The following is a 20197-nucleotide window of genomic DNA, read 5'->3' on the forward strand; positions in this document are numbered from 1 at the left end:
CGGGCGTCCGAAGGCGAGCGAGTCGACCTTGCTGTCGAAGGTGAGCCTGGCCTGCGCCCTCCCCTTAGCGTCGAAGGTGACGACCGTGCCGCGATCCGGCCAGGTCGTGCCCCACAGCTGCCCGGCCGGCGAGACCGCGAGATCGTCCACCCGGACGTCGCTGAAGTGACGGAAGCGTTGGGTCAGCGGGTCGAAGACCTCGATGCCGTCGGCCGAGGAGACGAACAGGTTCCCGGTCGCCGGATCGAGGGCGAGGGCCTGGGTGAGGCTGTTGCCGAAGCGGGCCTGCACCGCGCCTGTGGCCGGATCGAGCAGGAGCAGCGCCCCGCCGCCGGTCGTCGCCCAGAGCTGGCCTTGGCGGTCGTAGGCGAGATCGAAGACCGGCCCGTCGAGCTGCGCGAAGGGCACGCCCGCCGCGCCTCCATCCGCCTTGATGCGGTAGAGGGCACCGCGGTTCGCGCCCCCGCTCGCGGTTACCGAGCCGTCCGGGTTGACCACGACGGCGAGCGGGCCGATGCCGGCGTCGCTCTGCGGGATACCCGTGGCGAAGGCTTGCGCGGTGAAGGGATTCAGGGTCGCGGTAAAGCCCGACGGGCGCGTCAGCGGCGCGGGCGCCGGGATCCCCTTCTGCGCCTCGATGAAGAGCGGATTGGTCGACGGCCGCGTCAGCGGGGCGGGCGCGTCGCCGAGGTCCTGCGTCGTCGGGCCGACGTTCGGCAGGTCGCCGAGGTTGGCGTCGAACCCGTCGGCGGGCGCGAGCAGGCCCGCCGGAGGCCGCTCGCGGTTGCCTGCATTGTCGGTCGCGAGGGCCAGGAACTCGTAAGCCGAGCCGGCCGCGCCGGTGAACACGCCACCGGTCTCCGTGGTCTGGCTCTTCCAGATCTTGAAGTCGCCGCCGTTCTCCGAGACGTAGACCGTGACGTGGCGCAGGCCGGAGCCGCCTGCCTCGTCGCGAGCGCTCCAGCGCAGGTCGTAGTCGGTGGCGGAGCCTGCGAGCCTCGTGGCGGTGAGCGTCGTCACGGGCGCCGCCGCGTCGAGGGTTTGGGTGATCTCGGCGGTGTCGACGGGGGCGGCGCCGGAGAACAGCACCCGCGCCTTGGCGGTGACGGTGGTGCCGGTGGCGACGTCCTGGATCGGCTTGACCGAGTAGGTCACGAAGCCCTTCCCGGCGCTGCCGCCCGGCAACAGGCTCTTGGCCGGGTCCTGCATCAGTTCGCCGGTCGCCGGGTCGATGGCCTGGAACAGCCATGTGGCGGTGCGGGTGCCGGGATCGATGCCGCCCGAGACGCGCAGGATGAATCCCTTGGCGCGGGAGAAGTCGAAGTCGCCCTGGAAGACCGTGCGCTCGCCCGGCACCTGGATCGAGATGTCGCCGAGCTTGATGCTGCCGAGGCGGAAAGTGCGCGGGTCGAGGTCGGCGTCGAGCTGCGAGACGATGCGCAATTCGTTGGTGCCGAGCGCCGAGCCGGGTTTCTCGAAGCGGATCTGGTAGGGCAGCGGCTGGCCGACGGGCAGGAACTCCGCCGCCCCGTAGCCCTGCGGCCCAATCACCGCGCCGACCTGGCCGGACGCGGCGGCCTCCTGCAGGAAGCGCCCGAGGTTCAGATCCTCGAAGCTCCCGTCCGTGGCGTCGGAGCCGAAATCCGGGAGCGCGAGCGGCGTCTTGCCGTCGCCGACCCCGAGCCAGGGCGAGAAGATGTTGAACGTCAGGAGATGCGTCTTGTGCGACAGGAACTGGTCGTAGTCGCTCAGGGCCGGCAGCTTCGGCACCGGGATGTCGTAGCTGTAGTACTCGTTCTCGCGGTGGTCGTAGCGGGCGATCGGGGCGAGCTTCTTGGCATCGTCGCCGTACCACTCGCGGATCTTCTCGAAGAACCCCGCGAGGCTGGTGGTGGTGCGGATCTGTTCGCCCATTGGCCCGAGCAGCAGGCCCATGCCGAGCGTGCCCATCAGGCTCACGACCTTCTGGTCGCGCCGGATCGGCGGGGCCTCGCCCTCCGGCCGCAGCAGGCCGGCTTCCTCGAGCGCGCCGAGATAGCCCTTGACCCAGGCCTCCCCGTCGGCGGCGAGCACCATCAGGGCGGGCACCGCGAGCGGGTCGGTGAGCACGGCCTTGCGCAGGGCCTCCGCGGCGGCGCTCTGCTGGGCGACGAACTCCGCCCGGGTCATCGGGGTGGCGGCCGCCACCGCGTTGAACTGGAACGGGATGAACAGGTCCATCCCCTTGCCGATCACCTCGACCTCGGGATCGGTGAACACCTGGTAGAAGAAACGGCTGACCTCCCGGAGGCCCTCGACGCCGACGTCGAGAGTGCCCTTGGCCTTGAGCGCCGGGTCCCGGTCGTAGAGGAACTCGCGGAACAACTCGAAGTTGCGGGTGATCAGCGCCTTGAGGCCCGGATAGGTCTGGGCGTTGAAGGTCAGGCCGACATAGCCGCCGGCCCCCACGTCGAAGGCGTAGCCCGGGGCGAGGTGCTGCCCGGTGGTGTTGACCGCGGAATCCAGGGTCGCCCACGGCACGCCCGTCCCGGCCGTCCCGTCCGGCGTACCGGTGACGTTGCTGGCAAAGGCGAGGTAGGGGAAACCGTGGATGATCGCGTTCGAGCCCATCTCGGGAATCCCGAGATCGAAGCGCACGTAGGGCGTGTCGATGTTGGTGAGGCTCTGCAGCGCGACGCTGTAGGTGCCCGCATCGCCCGCCGGCACAACCCGCGGGCCGCCGAGGCCGACGGTGACATCGGTCTCGAGCGCCCGCTCGACGAGGTAGCGGTAGGGCTCGACGGCGACCGCCCCGTCCGGGTTGATCACCTTGACGTCGTAGAGGCCGTGGGGGGCCTCGCGCAGATCGAAGATCGCCTTGATGCGGGTGGAGTCGAGCACCTCGTAGCGCACCGGCTCGTACTCGGCGACGCCCGGGCGCGACAGCTTCAGGATCGCGTCCTTGTGGAAGCGCGCGCCCTCGACCGTCAGGGTCACGTAGCGGGAATCGCCCCCCTGGTCGGGCGTGACGGCGGTGATCGAGAACGGCAGCAACGTCGCCGTCAGGGTCACCGGGACCGGCCCGTTCGGCGCCGCGAGCGTCCGCGCGAGCACGTAGTAGACGCCGGGCTTCGTTGAGGGGATGACCGCCGTCTGGTTGGCCTGGAGCTGGTCCTGGTAGATCGCGTCGTACAGGGCGCCGCTCGGCGCATCGTCGTAGCGCAGGAACAGCTCGTTGTCGGCGCTGCCGTCCGGGGAGGTCAGGCGCACGCGCAGGGTCTCGCCCTGGGCGACCTCGACCTTGTAGAGCCCGACCTGGTCCTTGGTCAGGGTCGTGGAGAGCGGTACGCCGACGCGCAGGTCCTCCACCGAGACGTAGATCGGGTTCTCGGACGTGGTGAAGTTGTTGGCCTCGTTCTGGGCCTCGTAGACCTCGTTGCGGATGTCGGGCCGCACGATCAGTCGGTACTGGCCCTCGCACACGGGGGGCAGGATGGCGTCGAGGGTGGCCTCGTAGGACTGGTCCTTGACGAGGGTTCCGGTATGCGTGACGCGCCCGACGAGCCGGTCGCCGACGTCCCACTTCGCATCCGCCGAGAGGTAGACCGCGTCGGCCCACTGGCCCTCGGCCGGGGGCTCGGCCTGGTTGGTGACGCGGAACGTCACCTTGACGGGGCTGCCGACGGTCCCGCCGCCGGAGACCCGCACGTCGGAGGCGACGAGGTCGGCGGGCGGCGGCAGCGCGATCAGGACGGGCTGGGCGCTCGCGGCGGCGTTGTCCTGGTCGGTGGCCCCGCCCTCGTAGACCGCGCCGCGCAGGCCCGAGGCGGCGCTGGTCGGATCGGTCACCACGAAGACGTAGTAGGCGCCGGTCAGCCCCGCCGGCAGGCGCAGGCGGCGCGTCTGCTCGTAGCTTCCCCCGGCGGCCAGCGCGCCGACATGTGCGACCTCGTCGAGGAAGATGTCGCTGCGCGGGTCGAGGCTCTGGTCGCGCGACAGGAAGATCTGGTCCCGCCAGAAGGTCTGCGTCTCCGGCGTCGCTCCCGCCCCGGTATTGGTCACCCGGTAGGTGAGTTCGAAGAACGCGCCCGTGAGCAGACGCTCGGGGGCCTGGACCGCGGTCACCCGCAGGTTCGGCGGAATGCGCTGCGTCACCGCGAGCGGGACGGCGGCGAGGTTGTCGCCCTCGTCCCGGAATTCCGGGACGCCGTCGCCGGGTTCCCGCAGGCCGGGCAGCTCGGGGACGATGTCGCTCGTCACCTTAGAGCCGGGCCGCGTCACGCTGTCGGTGCGCACCAGCAGGTAGTAGCTGCCGCCGAAACCTTCCGGCAGCGTCACGAGGAGGCTCTGCTCGTAGCTCGCCCCGGCGGCGAGCCGGCCCTGGTGGCCGATCGCGCCGAGCTTGATGTCGCGGCTGTCGAGGGAGGGGTCACGCGAGAGGAAGACCTCGTCGGTCCAGCCGTTCTCGCGCGTCTCGCGTGTGCCGAGATTGGCGACCGTCCACTTCACCGTCATGGTGTCGCCGGACAGGAGCGGGCCGGCCGGCGGCGTCACCGCCGTGACAGTCAGGTTCGGCTCGCGGTAGATGACGTCGAGCCCGCCGACTCCGACGTTGTTCTCCGACCGGAAGCCTTCGAACAGGGTCTTCTCGTACCACCTGCGCAGCTCCGCCACGTCGCCGCTGTCCTGGTCGAGGAACGGCGACGAGTAGAAGCTGGGCGCGGCGTCGGCGATGACGAACAGGTAGTACGGCCCGTCGAGGCCCGCCGGCAGCGTCGCCTCCGTGCTCACGGTGTAGCTCTCGCCGGCCTTGAGCGGCACGGCGTTCGAGTGCGTGACGACGGCGAGTTGCGTCGAGCGCCGAGGGTCGAAGACCGGATCGGGCGAGAGCCAGACCGAGTCGGTCCAGTAGCGCGTCCCCGCATAGGCGTCGGCGCCGTCGTTCCGGACGGTGAACGTGATTGTGGTCGGCTCGCCCGAGAAGGTCGGGGACGCGGCCGTGATGCCCTCGACCCGCAGGTCCGCGGCTTGCCGGGTGACGGCGGTGGTGCCGCGCCCGAGGTTGTTGGTCTCCTTCTCCTCCGCGAGGGTCCTGTCCTCGTCGGTGATGACGAACAGGTAGCGGCCCTGAACGGAGGGAGGCAGGTCGAAGGTGCGGGTCTCGGTGTAGCGGGCGTCGAGCGGCAGGCCGCCCTGGTGCTCGAAGCGGCCGAGCTCGATCTTGCGTGCCTGCGGATCGTCGAGGTCCGGGCGGTCCGAGAGGATCACGCGGTCGATCCAGGAGGCGGAGGCGTCGGCGTTGCCGACACCCCGGTTCTCGACCGTCCAGCTCACCGTCAGGGTGTCGCGGCCGGCGACCACCGCCGGCGTGCCGGTCACGTCCGTGATCACCAGGTCGGGTCTCAAGGGTGGGGGCGCGCCGAGCACGTCGATGCGCCGCGCCTTGTAGTTGTTGTTGTCGATCTCGTTCGGATCGTCGGGATTAAGGTTGACCGCGAGGGTGTCCTCCAGGACGGCGTCGAAGGCGTCGCTCCAGGGCGTGACGTAGTAGACGCCGCTGGCGAGGTCGGACGGCAGGCGGACCCGCGCGGTGACCTCGTAGCTCTCGCCGACCTTGAGCACGCCCGAATGGGCGACCGTGCCGAGGAGGACGGCGCCGTTGCCCTTTTCGAAATCGACGCCGTCGTCCGGCGCCTTGTAGGGCGCGGAGTTCGGCCGGAGCTTGTCGCGGGCGAGCCAGATCGAGTCGAGCCAGGCGCCCTCATAGGTCGCGTGCGATCCCTTGTTGGAGACCGTGAACCGAACCTCGATCTCGCCACCATAGACGCCCTGCGACGGCGCGATCACGCCCGAGGTGACGAGGTCGGGCTTCGGCACCGGCTCGACGTAGATCTTCTCGGCCCGGATGTTGTCGCGCTCGTTCGGGTACTCGTCGAGCTGGCTGTTGCCGTCCGTGCTGACGATGACGAAGGCGTCGCCTCCGAAGCGCAGCGGCACGGTCGTCGAGCCGGCCTGGGTCGCGTACCGCTCGCCCGGCGCCAGGGCGGAGCCGTTCTCGTAGCTGCCGATCAGGATGTCGTCGGTGGACAGGGTCGCGTCGAGGGACAGGTAGACGTTGTCCCGCCAGGACGGCCGATCGGTCGCGGCGGTGCCCTGGTTGATGACCTCGAAGCTCGCCGTCACGGTGCCGCCGGCGGTCACCCGCGGCGTCGCCGTGATGGCGGCGACCTGGAGGTTCGGTCGCGGCTTCAGGCCGATGGTGAGCACGGCGTCGTCGCCCGCGACGTTGTTCAGCGCGGCCGCGCCGTGCTCGTAGATCCCGGCATCCGGGTCGGCGTTCGTCGTGACGGTGAGCCGGTAGGCGCCCTCGACCTTGGCCGGGAGCTGGAACCGCTCGGTGCGCCGGTAGCTCTTGCCGGCCTCGAGGGTGCGGTCCGAGGTGAAGCTGCCGATCGCGATGCTGGGCTTGTTCGCGGTCAGGGATTGCAGGATGAGGGTGTCGGTCCAGCGGCCGGTCACGTCGGCCGTGCCCGCGTTGGTGACCTCCCAGGCGACGTCGATGAAGTTGCCCTCGAGGGCCGCCATGGTCGCGGAGATGTCGGTGACCTGGAGGTCGGGCGAGGGCGAGAGCGCGACGCTCACCGGCAGCGCCGCCGAGCGGTTGTTGCCGGTATGAATGAATTCGAACGGTCCGCCCGTCGCAACCGTGACGAAGAACGACCCGCTCAGGCCCTCCGGCACCGCGATCTCGGCGGAGCGCTGGTAGCTCCCCGTCGCGGCGAGCGTGCCGAAATGGTCGAAGGCGGTCCGCCCCACCACGTCGGTGCCGGCCGCGTCGCGGCTCAGCGTGACCGTGTCGGCCCAGCTCTCGCTGTCGGTCGGACCGATGCCGTCGTTGCGCACCGTCCAGGCGACCTTGATCGTGCCGCCGCTGCGCGCCCGCTCGTCCGCCGAAGCCGACACGACCGTCAGGTCGGCATAGGGAACCGGCATCACGTCGACGACGTGGCCCGGGCCCGCCGCGTTGTTGGTCTCGCTGCCGTTCTCGAAGACCTTGCCGTCCCGGTCGGTCAGCACGTAGAGGTTGAACCGGCCGGTGAAGCGCGGCGGCAGCACCAGCGTCTCCGCGCGGGCGTAGCTCTCGCCCGCCTGCAGGGCGCCGTCATGCGCGAAGGTGCCGAGCACGACGTCGTCGCTATTGCCGAGGATCGCGTCGCCGGAGACGATCACGGCGTCGGTCCAGGCACCGGTGCGACCCGCACCGGTGCCGAGGTTGCTGACCGTCCAGCCCACCGTGATGCGGGCCGGGTCGCGCACCGTCAGGGCGGGAGCGGTGACGGCGCTGACCGCGAGGTCGGCATAGGGCGCGAGCATCACGTCGAGGGCGGCGCTGCCCAGGTTGTTGCCCTCCCCCGCGCCCTCGCGCACGGTGTCGCGGACGTCGCTCCCGACCAGCACCTGGTAGGCGCCCGAGAGGCCCAGCGGCAGGGCAAGCATGGCCGTGCCGGCATAGGTCGCGCCGGCAGCCAGCGGCCCGCTGCGCGCCAGCGCGGCGATCTCGACGTCCGACGGGTCGATCGCGCCGTCGGCCGAGAGGTAGACGCGGTCGGTCCAGTCGCCGAGGGCCGGGCCGGTGCCGGCGTTGCGCACCGTGTAGGTGATCGTCGCCTCGGTACCCGAGAGTGCGCGGCCCGGCGTGGTCACCGCACTCACCACGAGGTCGGGATGGACGATGGCGAGCCCGGTCGCGGTCGCGCGGGCGTTGTTCGCTTCGCGATCGGCCTCGGCCACGGCGCCGCCCGCGTCGCTCACGACGATCACCCGGTACTCGCCGTCCGGCAGCACCGGCAGCACGACGGTCGCGTCCGCCGTGTAGCTCTCCCTCGCCGCCAGGGCCCCGTCCCGCCGCGCCTCGGCGAGGAGCGTGGCGCCCGCGAGCGCGCCGGAGGTCGACAGGTAGATCCGGTCGACCCACGGGCCTTGCGCGGCGGCCTCGCCCGCATTGCGCACGGTCCAGGCGACCCGGCGCTCCTCGCCCGGAACGCCCCCCGCCGGCAGGATCACCTCGGTCGTCTCGAGGTCGGCCGCCGGCGCCCGCGCGAGGGTGAACGGGCCGGTCGCCGCGACGTTGTCCTGCGTCCGGCCGCGCTCGTAGATCTGCGCGTCCGCATCGGTGCGCACGATCAGACGGAACGTGCCGCTGCGCCCGGCCGGCAGCCGGATGTCGGCGCGACCCGTATAATCGGCGCCGGGCGCCAGCGCCCCGTCGCGCCGGACGCTGGCGAGGAGAAGGTCGCCGCCGTCGAGGGTAGCGTCGGCCGAGAGATAGACCTCGTCGCGCCAGGAGGTGGCATCGGTGGCGATGTCGCCCCGGTTGCGCACCTGCCACGAGACCGGGACGACATCGTCCCAGAAGGCTGCGGCCGGTCCGGTGACCGCCTCGACGGCGAGGTCGCCGGCGGCGCTGCTCACCGCGATCGGCACGGTCGCGACGTTGTTTCCGCGGCGGTCCGGCTCGGTCACCTGCCCGGCCGCGTCCGTCACCACCGCCAGGGTGTAGGTCCCGTCGAGCCGGGGCGGCAGCGTGACCGACCGGGTCTGCGTGTAGCTCGCTTGCGCCGGGAGCGCGCCGCTGCGTGGGACGGTGGCGAGCACCACGTCGTCCGCGTCGCCGATCGTCGCATTGCGCGAGAGGATCACGCGATCGAACCACTCGGATTCGGCGGTCGCCGCGTCGCCGAGATTCGCGACCGTCCAGGTCACGTCCAGCGCCTCGCCGCCGCGGCCGGTCGCCGGGGCGACGAGATCGCGCACCGCGAGGTCCGGATAGATGCTCAGGGCCGACTGGGCCGTGGTCGTGGCCTCGTTGTTCCCCTCCCCGCTCCCGCGCGCGTCGCGCTCGACGAGGTCGTTCGCGGCGTCGGCCGTCACCGTGACCCGCAGCGTCCCCGCGCCCCGGGCGCCGTCCGGGAGCTGCACCGTCAGGCTGCGGGAGCGGCTCTCCCCCACCCCGACCGGCCCGTTGCCCGGCAGCGCCGGATCGTAGGCCACCGACCGCGACAGGATCGTCTCCCCGGTCGTCTCGTTGACGATGCGCACGAGGTCGTTCCAGCCGTTCGGCGTGCGGACGGTCCCGGCATTGGTCACGTCCCAGGCGATCGTCACCTCGCCGCCGGAGCGCAGCGGCGCACCGGTCACGGCCAGGTTGCGGACCGTCAGGTCGGGCACGGAGTCGAGATCGAGGCTCGCCGCGTTGTTGCTCTCCCCGGTCTCGTCGGCATTGGCCTCCGGCACGACGTTCGACGCGTCGGCGGTCACGAGGAACCGGAAGCGGCCGGTGGTCGAGAGGCCGGCGGGCCAGGTCAGGGCAAGGCTGCGGGCGACGCGTCCCTGCGGGTCGAGGGTCGCCGCGTTCTCGATCGTCTGGAGAAGGATGCGCTGGCCGGTACTCTGGTTGATCACCTGCACCTGCTCGGTCCAGGCGCCGGTGGCCGCCTTGGTGCCGAGGTTCCGGGTTGTCCAGGTGAGGGAGACGGTGCTGCCGGGCGTCCATCCGGTGGGGGGCGAGACCGCGAGGTCGGCGACCGTGAGGTCGGCGACGGGCGGCAGGACCGACGTGACGACGACGCTCGCGGCGTTGTTCGCCTCGCCGGACGCGTCCACGGTCTCCTCGGGGATCGCGTTGGTGACGTCCGTCGTGACGGTGAACTCGAGTTCGCCCGCACCTGGCAAGCCTACCGGGAGTTGCAGCGTGGCCTGGCGGGTCCGCTCCGCGCCCGCCCCGATCGCGCCCTCCGTCGCCGCGTCGTAGGGCAGGAGCAGGGTCGTGACGACCTGGTTCGTGCTGCGATTGCGCACGATGAGGCGGTCCGTGAACCCGCCGCCGGTCGGGCGGGTGCCGGTATTGGCGTCGGCCCAGGTCACGGTGACGCTGCCGCCCGCCTCCACCCGGCCGTCGGCGCCCGAGACCGCAAGATTCCTCACCTGCAGGTCCGGCGAGGGCCGCGCCTCAAGGCTGGAGATCCGCACCGGCGCGGTGAGCGGGTTGGGATAGACTTCGAACGCGTAGTCGGCGCTCGCCGAGGTGTCGTAGACGTATCCCTCGATCAGCAGCGTGTAGGTTCCGGCGACGGCGAGCGTCTGCGTCTCGACGTCGCTCATCATGGAAGTGCTGAAGACCTCGCGACCACGAGGGTCGAGCAGGCGCCACGTCGCATTATAATAATAGTTTCCAGTTATTTTCTGACTGTCGAAGTAGAGGCGGTCGCCGGCGGCGGCGGTAAACTGGTAGGCGTCGGTCCGGTTGCTCGGCGCAAGGGAGCCGGATTGCGGCTGGCCCAGCGTGACCGGATCGGCGGCGGCCAGATCGAGGAGGCGGAACGCGAAGGCCCCGGCCTGGTCGCCGTTGCCGGCGACGACGAGCGTGTAGCTCCCGGCCTGCAGGTCCAGCAGCGACGCCGCGCCCCTGTCGTTGTTGAGGGCGCGGGAATCCACCACCAGCCCGCCCGGGCCGCGCAGGCTCCAGGAGTACCGGCTCTCGGAGGTCAGGCTGTCGAAGTAGAGCGTCCTCGCCTGCGCCAGCGTGAACGTGTAGGCGGCACGGTCCCCCGGCGAGGCGATCTGGCCGGCGACCGGGTTCTTGCCCGGGACGATCGCCGTGGTGGTCTGCGTGGCCAAATTGGCCGCGAAGGTGACGTTGAGATCGGCGCCCTGACCCACGGCGTCGAGCACAAGGGCGTAACGCCCTGCCCGCGTCAGGGTCTGGACCGTCGGGTCGGAGGACAAGTCGGTCTCGAACACTTCCGCGCCGAGCGGATCGATGAGCCGCCACCGGCCATAATAGGGCGAGTTGCCCGTCAGTGTCCTGACGTCGAAGAAGACCCGCTCGCCGCCCTGCGCGTCGAGGGTGTAGACCGCGCTCCGGCCGTTTGGCGCGAGCGCCGCGGTGGCGGCCTGGCCGAAGGCGAGGGGCGTTCCCTGCCGCAGGTCGAGCAGCCGGAACGCGTAGGCCCCGGCGGCAGAGGCTGCGCCGCGGACCTGGATCCGGTACTGGCCTGGGCCGAGGTCGAGGACGGAACGCGTGCCGGGTTCGCCGGTGTAATCCGTCGTGTCGCTCGTGGCGAAGGAGCGCCATCCGGTCTCTTCGCCGAACGGCCCGTCGAGGCGCCAATCGATCCCGGCGGCCGCCCCCAGGCCATCGAAGACGAGGCGGGTCGGCGCCGTCAGGGTGACGAGGTAGGCGTCGGTGCCGTTCTGGGCGACAGAGCCCGACTGCGTCGCGCCAAGCGCGAGCGGGGTACCGGCATAGGTCGGCGCCTGCGGCCGCGCCTCGGTCTTGACCGCGAAGCTGTACGCGGCCGTCGCCGGGGCGTAGGCGTAGCCCTCGAGGAGCAGCGTGTAGATGCCGGTCTCGCGCAGGGTCAACGTGGGGACGTCCGAGCCGAGACTGCGGTAGAACACCGTCTGGCCGCCCGGGGCGATCAGGCGCCATGCCCCGTTGGTCGATCCTGCGATCCAGTCGAGGGAAATCGCGTCCCCGGCCTGGGCCGCCAGCGCGTAGGCATCGGTGCGGCTGCCGGGCGCGCGGCTGCCGGTCACGATGGTGTCGCGGGAGAGCGGCACGGCGGCCGCGATGTCGCCGAGGCGGAAGGCGAACGGCGTGGCAGCCCCGGTGCCGCTGGTCAGCACGAGCGTGTAGCGGCCGGCCGGCAAGGCGAGGAGGCGGCTGCCGACATCGGAGGTCAGGGTCTGGCCGGCGACGATGGCGGTCCCGTCCTCCGCCTGCAGGGTCCAGCGCGGGTCCGAGCGGTCGGTCAGGCCATCGAGGTAGAGCGTTCTCGCCTCGTCCAGGGCGAAGGTGTAAGAGCGGCGCTGGCCCGGCGACAAGTCGCCCGAGACGTCGCTGCCCAGGGTGAGGCCCGCCGTGATGTCCTCGACCTTGCGCAGGACGAAGGCGTAGTCCGTCGGAGAACCGGCATAGGTATTGCCATCCACTACCAGCGTGTAGGTCCCGCCGACAGGCAGGGAGACGGTGTCGACGTCGGAGAGACTTCTCGGCCCGAACACCAGGCGGTTCTGCGGATCGACGAGGCGCACGGTGGCACCGGCGCCGCTTGACCGAAGCAGATCGAAGTACAGCCGGTCGCCGGCCAGGCCGTCGAACCGGTACAGCAGGGTCTCGGTCGCCGGCCCCCTGGTCAGCGCGCCGGTGGCGGCGCTCGGCGAGGCATCGACGACGGCCGTCCCCGCGGGCTCGTCCAGGCGCCAGTTCCCGACCAGCCCCGCCTCGGTCCCGGCGAGCCGGCGGGTGCTGTCGGCCCGGATCGCCGCGCCGTCGCGGGCCGTGGACCAGACCCGCACCTCGTCGATGTCGCCGGACCAGGCGTAAGAGGTGGACTGCCCCGCGTCGATGCCGATTCTCAGCGGCTGCAGGCTGTGGGTGATCGGCGCCGAATAGGCCCGCGTCGCCACCAGGGTGCCGTCGACGTAGAGCTTCAGGCTCGCGCCGTCGTAAGTGCCCGCGACGTGCGTCCAGGTCTCGTTCGCCACCGGCGCCGAGACGAAGCCACTGCTCCAGTTGTTGACGAAGAACGCGAGGGTGCCGTCCGGTCGCTCGTAGAGTCCGTAACCGTCCGACCAGGAGCTCGTGCTGCTCTTCATCAGCACGGTGTCGTAGGTGTTGTGATCGGCGCGCCGGTAGATCCAGGCCTCGACAGTCAGCTGCTGCGGCCGCAGCGCGGCCGCGTCGGCGATCTCGATCGCGGCGCCGGACGTGCGCAGGGCGCCGTTGCGCTCGCCTGCGCCGTAGCCCTGGATCGGCGCGCCGGAGGTGACGCGGGCCGCGTCGGCGGCGCGGCCGGCATCGCCGAGGCCGCCGGAGACCTCCGCGTCGAGTGCGATCGGCGTCGCCGCGGCGAAGTCAAGCAGCCGGAAGCTGAACGGGCCGGTGTAGCCCGAGGTCGAGGACACGCGCAGCGTGTAGGTCCCAGCCGGCAGATCGAGGCCCGGGGTCCCGCTCGCGAACGCCGTATAGTCCGGGCTCGAGAACGACCGTCCTGCGACCGTCGTGCCCGCCGCCGAGACGAGGCTCCAGTCGAGGTTGCTGGCGTCCGACAGACCATCGAAGGCGACGCGCTTCGCCTCGGAGAGGGTCAGCGTGTACGCCTTCTCCTGCCCAGCCCGCGCCAGCGCTCCGTCGACCCGGGTCCCGAGCGTAATCGCGCTCGGGACTGCCGGGGTGACGGAGTTGATCGCGAAGGGCACGCTGAGGGGGTCGGACGCGTTGTCGTTGTAGCCCTCGATCAGCAGACGATAGGTACCGCTCGTCGGAAGGACGTATTCGCCCGCATCGCCGAAATACCGCGAGAAGACGTCCTGCCCGCGCGGATCGATCAGGCGCCACGTCGCCCGCGCGGAGGATTGCGCGTCGAAATAGTAGCGATCGTAGGCGCGCGACTCGAAGGAGAAGACCGCGATGCCGTTGCCTGGATCGAGGGTCGCCGCGACGGTGCTGTCCGCAGAGACCGGGGTGGCGGCGGCAAGGTCGAGGACGCGAAAGCCGTAGGCGCCGGTCCTGTCGCCGCTGCCGTGCACCGTCAGGGTGTAGGTGCCGGGCGCGAGCCGGCGCAGGGCCGTCTGGGAGGAGGTGTCGGTGGCGAGGTAGGTGTCGGAGACCACCTGGCCGTCCGGGCCGGTCAGGTTCCACAGGAGGTCGTAGCTGACGGTCAGGGAGTCGAGGACGAGGCTCGCCTCCTGCGCCACCGTGAAGGTGTAGAGCTGCCGTTCGCCGGGTGCGGCGACCGCTCCGTCGACGCGCGTCCCGAAGGCGAGCGGCCGAGGGGCGGCATCCGCCAGCTTGCGTACCGTGAAGCCGTAGCTGACCGGCTCGGCCGAGTAGGTCTGGTTGTAGCCGTCGATCGCCAGGGTGTAGGTGCCGGCCTGCGCCAGCCTGCGCGGCTCGACGTCGGAGAAGCCCTGCGAGAAGACCTGTCGTCCGGTGGGATCGTACAGGCGCCAGCGGGTGTTATAGTACAGGCCGCCCGACAGGCGGTCGACATCGAAGAAGAACCGCTCGCCCGCTGCGGCCGTGAACTTGTAGAGCTGGGTCGACGAGCCCGGATTGAGCTCGCCCGTGATGGCGGCGCCGAGGGTGAGGTCGGTCGCGGCGGCGAAGTCGAGCAGCCGGAACGCGTAGCCCTCGCCGGTGCCGTCGGTCCCGCTGCGCGTGACCCGAAGCCGGTAGCTGCCGGCCTCGAGAGCGAGGGGGTTGCGCGACGCGGCCGGGCCGGGGACGGCGTAGTCCTCCCCTTCGTCGGACTGGAAGGCGTGCTCGCTGGCCGCCACCCCGAACGGGCCGTCGAGGCGCCAGAGATGGGGGGTGTTCGACAGGCCGTCGAAGCGCAGCTGCGCGGGAGAGGCGAGCGTGAAGACGTAGTCGTCTTGCTCGCCGTTCGCCTCGATCCTGCCGCGCGCCGTGGCGCCGAGCGTCAGGGCGGATCCCGCATAGGCGGCGGGAACCGCAGGGGTCTCCGCCCGCAGCGTGAAGGCGTAGTCCGACGGCGCGGTCTGGCCCGCCGGGGCATTGCCCTCGACGAGCACTGTGTAGGAGCCGCCGCGCTGGAGGAGCAGCGGGCCGGTACTGCCCTGATAGCCGGCCTGGATGGTGTTGCCGAGCGGGTCGATCACCCGCAGGTGGACGTCGTAGTAGTTCCCGGACGGTCGCGCGGCCAGGTCGAGGGAGACTCTGTCCCCGGCAACTGCCGTGAAGCGGTAGGCGTCGGTGCGGGCGGACGGGTCGAGGGTGCCCGCGACGCGCTGGCCTAGGGTCATGGGCGCGGCGGCGCCGAGATCGAGAAGCCGGAAGCTGAAGGCGCCGGTCGTGTCGCCGCTGGGATCAACCGTCAGCGTGTACTCGCCCGGCCCGAGACTCAGCGGGGCCTGACCGACGTCGGACGAGAACGAGCCGGTCCGCAATCTCTCCGGCTCGCCGCGACCGGCCAGCGACCACGACAGCGTGCTGTCGCGCGACAGGCCGTCAACGTAGAGCACGGTGGCAGCGCGCAAGGAGAACGTGTAGTCGCGGCTCTCGCCGGGCTGGTCGATCGCGGCGCTCACACTCTCGCCGAGGGCGACCGCCACTGGCGGGCGCGTCTCGATCCTCGAAATGGTGAAGGTGTAATCGAAGGCTTCGCTCCGGGTGGGACCACCCTCCACGAGCAGGGTGTAGGTGCCGTCAAGGCCGAGCTGCTGTGGCTCCGGCTCGTTGCTGAAGCTCTGGTTGAAGATTTCGCGTCCGCTCGGATCGATCAGGCGCCAGCGATTGTAGTAATCGTAACCCGCGCCCGCCGGACGATCGAAGTAGTAGCTTTCGCCGGCCTTCCCCTCGAAGGTGTAGATGTCGGTGCCGCTGCCCGGATCGAGGGTTCCGGAGACGGGACTGCCGGTCACGACCGTCGCGGCGTTGGCGAGGTCGATGAGGCGGAACGCGTAGGCGCCGGTCGCGTCGCCCTGGCCGGCGATGCTCAGCGTGTAGTCGCCCGCCACGAGCTCGAACGGAGCGGCATCGCCGCCGGAGAAGGACCGGGAGGCGATCGGCGTACCGGCACCGGTCCGGAGCGACCACGTCATGTCGGGCCCGGACAGGGCGTCGAAGTAGACCCGCTTGTCCTCGGACAAGGAGAATGCGTAGCGGTCGACCTCACCCGGAACCTCGATCCGGCCATTCAGGATCGGCGCGGTCTGCGCGGGGGCCGACAAATCCTGGACGCGGAACGCGTAGGCTCCGGCCGCGCTACTGCCGGCAACGCTCAGGGTGTAGTCGCCCTGCACCTGCGCGAAATCGGTCGGTGTCGCAGCCTGGGAAAGGGGGAAATCGGCAGAACCGCCGAGGTAGACCTGCTTGAACTCCGCGACCGTGACGTCCGGGGGCGGCGTCTCGTCGACAACAACCGCCGGATTGCTGGCCGGAAGCAGATCTGCTGACAGCAGCACGCGCGGTTCGAGCGTTTCCAGCATCAGGCGCCCGGAGGCGCCACGCTCGGTCGATTTGCGATCGGATGCCCCCGCCGCGGCATTGCTGCCACTCGTCATGATCTCGCCGCCCTGCCCACGATGCGCCGTGCTCATCGCGCATTCCCCATTTTTCTGGATTGTAATCGACGCAAGTCGAGATAGCAACAGTCAGAGCTTGCGGCACAGTCATATCCGAAAAATATCCGACATAGACCATTTTGTATTGCTGCTATTTGATGCGCGCAAAACGCCCTTCGATTCGGTATGTCGCATTTATTTGATATGATTTGTCGACAATATTAACCAAAATATTCGCCTATTTTTGTGGGTTGAAACATTAAGAATATCAAATTCTGATCAATATTAATTTGATGGCTCGATGGCCGGCGGCTGAACTGCTTGCCAAACCGATCCGTGACAGAGGGGGCGACTCGCCCTCCGGTGGAGGCAGAACTGCGTAGCCCGCTCCGGCGGACATCACGATGCTCGCCCAAGGTTTCGCACCGTGGCTCACCGGCGAGGGACGGCGCTGACCTCCTGGGTCAGGAAACGGACTTGGCAGCGGATCCCGGCAGGGATGAGGAAATTCGGGTTGGGCAGCTTGATGCGCACCCCATACGTCCCGCTCGCCGCGTCGAGCACCCGGTCGATGACAGCGATGCGCCCCCTGTGCTGGCCCCCAACCGGCGCCTCGGGCAGCACTTCCACCTGCTGGCCGACCGACGTCTGCTTGTAGAGGGCGAGCGGCAGGAAGACCTCGACGTTCAACGGATCCAGTTCGGAGATCGTCAGGATGTGGTTCGTGTCATGGCGGTACTCGCCGCCCGACAGGACCCGTTCGATGACGATGCCTCGGACCGGGCTGCGGACCGTTCTCTGGCGCAGGAGTTCCTCCGCGCGCTTGACCTCCAGCTTGGCGACCTGGAAATTAAGAATTGCCTCCTTGGCAACCTGGTCGGCCATGCCGGCATCGGTGCTGACCTCGTCGAGGGCTGCCTCCGAGACGACGGATTTTTCCCGCAACTGGCTGTTGCGCTCGGTCTTGCGCCGCAGGAACTCCGCCCGCGCGCGGGTCGAGATCACCTGAGTCTCGTTGCCGGCCTTGGCCCGAGCCAGCGCCGCATTGGCTTCCTCGAGATTGGATTCGAGGGTCGCCACGACCTGCCCGACCGCGACCTGGTCGCCGCGATCGACGTGGACCTGGCTCAGTAGGCCCGGGACCGACGCCCCGAGCTTCACCGTCCGGTGGGGCTCCACCAAGCAGTCGAACGAGCCGGTCGCCAATGACGGTGTTTCGCCCGCGCGCGCCGGGACGGCGAGACAGACGAGCACCGCGATCGCGAAGGCCCGGGCGGCGTCGGCGCGATACGAACCGGACATGCGGCGACGTACCGAGCGGATCCGCAGCGCCGGACAAGATCGTCGCCCCTCCGCAGTCTCGACCGGCTGCCGCATCTTGCCGCAAAGTTGCACGACGACTCTCCGAAGCCTCGTCAGGTCCCACCCGCCGGTGCAGCCTGCGCCCTGTCCGAAGCGTGGCTCCGGGCAAAGCAGGGCCGAGACCTTGCAGCCACGATCTACGCATTCGACAAGCTGGATACGCCCTAACCCGGCACGCGCAAGACGGCAATCCCGATGATGCCGCCCTTCGACCATATGAACAGGTGCAAGCCACCACCCTGAACCGATTGTTCATCTGGGTGGCAAATCGACGACAGTCCGTGCCATCGAAAGCTCGGCCTTGCACAAGCATCGAACCTCCGATTGACACGGCTCCTGGCCCATATGATAGCGTTCATAAAGGCTTGAAGGACTGATCGGCAGCCGCAAGACCCATCCGGACATGCGGGCGAGTGCGCAGTCTCCGCGGAGGGCGAACCTCCGTACGATCGGCCAGACATCCTCGTGGGCGGGCGAGGCTTGGGAGGGGACGATGGATGCGAACGAACCGGCCGACGCCGCCGGCGTGGGACCGACCCAAGTCAAGCAGGGCATGCGGGTCGACACCTCGAACTTGAAGAGCAGTTACTGCAACGTCTGCAACGCGGTCAGCACCCGCGAGGAAGTCGTCCTGAACTTCGGCGTCAACCACGGCTGGGACCAGGGCGAGCGCGACCTCGACGTGCAACTCCACCACCGCATCATCCTGAGCCCGTTCGCAGCCAAGCGCTTGTCCGAGGTGGTCTCGACTCTCATCCGCGAGCACGAGGCGCGCTACGGCGAGCTGAAATAGGCGATCGGGAACGAGGATGGCCGGCGGAGGTCGTTCGCGAACGACCGTGCCGGATTGGAGGACGAGGCATCGATGGCGCCGCGGAACGAGGGGAGCGCGGCCAAGCGCGAGGCCGACGAGGCGGGACCGGCAACTCCCGTCGATATGGCCGAACTGGACGCGCGGATGTGGTCCCTCTTCGCGGAGGCTGAAACCTCCGCAGCCTTTTGCGAGGCATGGCTGCATCTGCAGTGCCGGGCGGTGCCGGGGGCCGTCGCCGGCCTTCTGCTGCTCGTCCAGAATGACGGCAGCTTCGCGCCGGCCGCCACTTGGCCGGCGGGGGTGCCTGCGGCGGATCAGCTCGTCGGCCCCGCCGAGCGGGCTTTGCGCGGGCGGCGGGGAATCGTCGAGACCGCGAGGCTCGCACCCGGAGAGGCCGCGGGAGCTCCGGGCGTCCACGTCGCCTACCCGATCGACGTCGAGGGCAGCCTGTTCGGCGTGGTCGCCCTTGCGGCGACCGCGCGGGCCGGCGCCGCCCTGCAGGACGCCCTGCGCCAGGTGCACTGGGGCATCGGCTGGCTCGAGAGCCTGTATTGGCGCCGCAGGTCGGGGAAGGGTCCGGCCGGACCGGATCCCGTCGCGGAGGCGCTCGATCTCCTGGCGCTCGTGCAGGGGCAGGCTGCGTTTCCGGCCGCCGCGCTCGCCCTCGTGAACGAGATCGCCGCCCGGACCGGCGCCGAGCGGGTCGCGCTCGGCCGCTTCGACGGGCGCCGCATGCGGATCCGCACGCTCTCGCATTCCGCGAGCCTGCGCCGTCGGGGCGAACTCGTCGTCGCCATCGAGGCGGCGATGGAGGAGGCTCTCGACCAGGGCAGCACGATCGGGCTGCCGGCCCCCGCCGAGGAGGCGGGCGTGATCGCTCGGGCGAACCGCCATCTCGCACGGCTCACCCAGACCTCGGGCCTCCTCACGCTGCTGATTCCCGGACGCGAGCGCGTCTTCGGGGCGCTGACGATCGAGTGCGGGGCGGGCCGCATCCTCGACCCCGCGGCCGTCAGAGGCCTGGAACTCGGCGCGACGGTGATCGGCCCGCTGATCGAGGCGAAGGCCGAGGCGCGGCGCTGGATCGGGGGGCGCCTGCGCGACGCCGTCGCGGATGCCGGGCGCGCGCTTCTCGGCCGGCGCCGGCCGGGCCTGAAGCTCGTCGTCCTTGCGGTCGTGGCCGCCGCCGTCGCCTTGGCGCTCGCGACCGGCACCCACCGGGTGACGGCGCGCTCCGTCCTCGAAGGCTCGATCCAGCAGGCCGCGGTCGCCCCCTTCGACGGCTTCATCGCCCAGGCACCCCAGCGGGCCGGCGACCGCGTCCGCGAGGGGCAGGTCCTCGCCGTGCTCGACGACCGGGACCTGCGCCTCGACCGCGCCAAGTGGACCGGCGAACGCGAGAAGCTGAGGCAGAAGCTCGCCGAGGCGATGGCCAAGCACGAGCGATCCGGGGTCGCCGTGCTCGCCGCCCAGACCCGGCAGGCCGAGTCCGAGCTCGCACTCGTCGACGAGAAGCTCGCCCGCGCCCGCATCCTCGCGCCGTTCGACGGCCTGGTCGTGTCCGGCGACCTGAGCCAGATGATCGGCTCGCCGGTCGAACGCGGGAAGGTGCTGTTCGAGGTGGCTCCGCTCGCCGCCTACCGCATCGTCCTGCGGGTCGACGAGCGCGACATCGGCTTCACCCGCATCGGCCAGGCCGGCGACCTCGCACTGACCGGCATGCCGGACCGGGTGCTGCCCTTCGTGGTGACCAAGCTCACCCCGGTGGCGAATGTCGAGGACGGCCGCAACGTGTTCCGGGTCGAGGCACAGCTCGACGCCACGGACGAGCGCCTGCGCCCCGGCATGGAGGGCGTGGCGAAGGTCCGGATCGGCGAGCGAGCGCTCGTCTGGGTCTGGCTGCGTCCGGCGATCGACTGGGTCCGTATCACCGTCTGGAAATGGTGGCCCTGA

At 70.3% G+C, this 20197-nt stretch carries 4 protein-coding genes (1 of these 4 running past the window's edge); 2 read left to right on the top strand and 2 right to left on the bottom strand.

From position 1 onward, the window contains the following. Nucleotides 1-16104 carry part of the coding region annotated (locus tag BM430_RS20845) for a CARDB domain-containing protein (protein WP_093569167.1) on the bottom strand (this coding region is incomplete at its 3' end). The annotated region extends 14804 nt beyond the left edge of the window, so 16104 of the 30908 annotated nt are shown. Between the two features lie 396 nt (nt 16105-16500). Then, nucleotides 16501-17463: an efflux RND transporter periplasmic adaptor subunit gene (locus tag BM430_RS20850; protein ID WP_177303121.1), complete on the bottom strand. Its 963-nt coding sequence runs from the start codon at nt 17461-17463 to the stop codon at nt 16501-16503. A gap of 460 nt (nt 17464-17923) precedes the next feature. Between BM430_RS20850 and BM430_RS20855 the strand changes: the two genes are divergently transcribed. Together BM430_RS20855 and BM430_RS20860 are read left to right on the top strand one after the other, a co-directional pair. Beyond that, complete coding sequence (locus tag BM430_RS20855) at nt 17924-18223, top strand: DUF3467 domain-containing protein (protein ID WP_093569169.1); 300 nt, start codon at nt 17924-17926, stop codon at nt 18221-18223. A gap of 72 nt (nt 18224-18295) precedes the next feature. Continuing rightward, nucleotides 18296-20197, top strand: a complete 1902-nt coding sequence (locus BM430_RS20860) for an efflux RND transporter periplasmic adaptor subunit (protein ID WP_093569170.1) — start codon at nt 18296-18298, stop codon at nt 20195-20197.

Source organism: Methylobacterium sp. 174MFSha1.1 (assembly GCF_900116815.1).
GTDB lineage: Bacteria > Pseudomonadota > Alphaproteobacteria > Rhizobiales > Beijerinckiaceae > Methylobacterium.